At 67.8% G+C, this 2,775-nt stretch carries 1 protein-coding gene and 1 pseudogene; both read right to left on the bottom strand.

Annotated elements, in window-relative coordinates:
* Positions 1–561 precede the first annotated feature (561 nt).
* Positions 562–1,317, bottom strand: coding sequence for a dienelactone hydrolase family protein (locus tag ACWD6R_RS40225; protein ID WP_451823292.1), 756 nt, complete (start codon positions 1,315–1,317; stop codon positions 562–564).
* 1,069 nt (positions 1,318–2,386) lie between these two features.
* A pseudogene (locus ACWD6R_RS40220) lies at positions 2,387–2,775 on the bottom strand (hypothetical protein); the annotation flags it as partial.

Below are 2,775 nucleotides of genomic sequence, written 5' to 3'. Positions count from 1 at the left end.
GACAAGCCGGATCATCGCAGGTCAACGGGGCACCTTCTTCATGAGATGACGCCCAGTCACCGACTTTGAAAGCGCCGCGAAACACCGAGGCCGGGGTCGCCCTCGATATCCCGGATCGTATGCGGCCCGCTTCGCGGCACAGCAGCGCCGTCGCCCATCCGTTGCTACCTCGTTGCTACCTCGTGGCTGCCTGGCCGTGCCTGCGCCAGAAGTAGTGGAGATGCCAGTGAGCTGCCTGCTCGACTTCCCGCTGCGTTGTCCACGGGACGCAGTGAGCCCTTCGTATCTTTGCCCCGCCCTGGGGCGCCGGGTGTGGCTTTCAAAATTCTGCCGCTTGTGGCTTCCATGGATTGGCCGCCCGACGCCCCAGTCGACGCTCCGTGGGAGTGGGGTGGAGGCGCGGATGGCACTCAGGCACGCCCACGAGCAGCCAAGGACCAGACGGCGTAGCCGTGCCCGACCCCAGGTCAATATCCCGCCTCGGCAAGTGCTGCAGGCGTCGGCAGCAGCAACGGTTGCAGGAACTCCCACTCGGGACCGGGCTACAGGAGCCGGGGTCGGTCAGAGCGTACGGGTGAGAAGGTCCAGAAGTGCCGTCCAGTGGCGTTCGGCTGCATCGGGGTTGTAGGCGGCGGTGTCGGCCTGGGTGTACCCGTGGTGCGCGCCTCGGTAGACCTCGCCCTGGTGGCGGACGCCTGCTGCCGTGAGTACCTTCTCGAGACGGTCGATCTGCTCGGGGGGCATTGCGTGGTCCTGATCGGCGTGCCCGAAGTACGCCTCGGCGGTGATGCGGTCGGCGAGCAGGTGCGGGCTGTCAGGGGTGTCGGGGGCCAGATGCCCGCCGTGGAAGCCGGCGATGGCCGCGACGCGGTCCGGGTAGGTGCCGGCGGTGCGCAGGGCCAGGCCTGCACCCATGCAGTAGCCGGTGACGCCGACCGGGCCGTCGGTGGCCTGTGGGCAAACGGCCAACCAGCGCAGGTAGGCGTCGGCGTCACGCATCGCCAGTTCGGGGGTAAGTGACCGCATGATGGGGACGATGCGCTGGAAGATGTCGGGGCGCTGGACGGGGTCGATGAAGTCGGGAAGCTCCACCACCGGGGCGCGGCCATGACGGTAGAAGACGTTGGGGACCAGCACGGTGTACCCGGCCCCGGCAAGGCGGTCAGCCATCTTCTTCAGGTGCGGGCGCAGGCCGAAGGCGTCCATGTAGAGCAGGACAGCGGCATGGGGGCTGCCGTCGTCGGGATGGGCCAGGTATGCGTCGGCCGTGCCATCCGGGGTGGGAATATTCACCGCTGTTCCGTGCACGGCAGTCATCGGTGCTTCTCTTCTTTCTGTCTCGAATTCGGTAGGGGCGCTGCTGCGGGCGACCCGTGTTTGTTGTCGGGCACCACATTAACGCGGCTGCGGGCAGGGCTGCCTTCGTCCCCGTGGCCCTGCCCGTTGAGGCGGATGCTTCACCGGCCCGCACGTCGACGACTTGTGGCTGCTGCCCACAAACCGTTCATGATGCGATCATTGCCCTGGCCGGCTGAAAGCCTGTCGGGTGACCTCTGATCGGGCGGCCACGCCCTGGCACGCACGCTTCCCGCGTTGCCGAAACGCCCTAGTAGCTCCTTCCCCAAGCTCTCAGCTTCGTTCGAGCAGGGGAGACCCCATCCGAGGACCTTCCAGCGCCTTGGAATCGCACGCACCAGACCGCGTCCGCTTTCCGATCGAAGGCCACCCGACAGGCTCTGAGGCGGGCATCGAGGCGTGCCCGACCCGCAACCCGTAGACGGGCCTGGAGCAGGGCCGTACGGACCGCTCCACGTGCTGCTGGGCGGTGGCCTTTCCAGGCTGGGCTGCGGGGCTTCCGATCAAGGTGGCGTTGTCTCCCGGTGCCGAGGCCATGAGGCGAAGTCTGGCTCGGCGTGTTGCCCTCGGCCCTGTGGCTCAGGCCGGAGGCGTCACCGGGTTCGACGGTTACCGGGCCGATCCGGCGAGCACCGAGCCGCCGCGACGCGGCAGCCGGTACCCATCAGCCGCCGGTCGTCTCCGGCGGGGAACTGCTGCCGGAGGTCTTGGGCGGGGCGGAGCCGAGGCCGAACTGAGCGTTCTCGACAGCCCCAGGTCAGGTACGGCGGTGAACATCCCAGCGGCGACTGCTTCGCTCAGAAGCGTGCGGCGCGACGGTCCGGCACTGTTGTGCGCGATGTCGGAAGGCATACAGCAACGATGTGTCCCATGATCGGAAGGAACCTCCTTGCCGTCCCGTGCAGGGATGACATTCCCTCGGCTGGATCAACGATCCGCCCGTCGGGACGCTCATGGTTCCTGGCACGTGGTGAGGATCAGTCGCCGACCGACTGATCGCCCACGGCACAGAGCGGGACATCGCCGGCCGTCAGTTAGTCCCGCAGTCGCAACATTCGCACGGGATGCCGCCAGTGCCCGGCGTTGTCGAGGCGAATGGGCCGCCGGTGTTGAAGGCCAGCTCGGCGAAGCGTTCGCCGATGCGGCGGTGAGTGGCGGCGTCGGGGTGGAGTTCGTCGGGGAGCGGCAGTTCGGCGGAGTCCGACTCACCGTAGAGGTCGCGGCCGTCGAAGTAGTGCAGGTTCGGGTCCTCGGCCGCCCGCTGCTCGACGATCCGGGCAAGTTCGTCCCTGATGATGCTCAGGGTGAGCTTCCCGGCGGCGGTCTCTGACCCGAATCCGTAGGTAGTGGCCGATGCTCCGTCAGGTGACGGGGCTTCGGTCGTTTCGGGCTGGTGAGCGAGGTGGGGGCAGGCCGGTG

The organism is Streptomyces sp. NPDC005151 (genome assembly GCF_053599875.1).
Note: the sequence above shows the minus strand (reverse complement) of the source record. Positions and strands in the feature narration are given on the sequence as shown.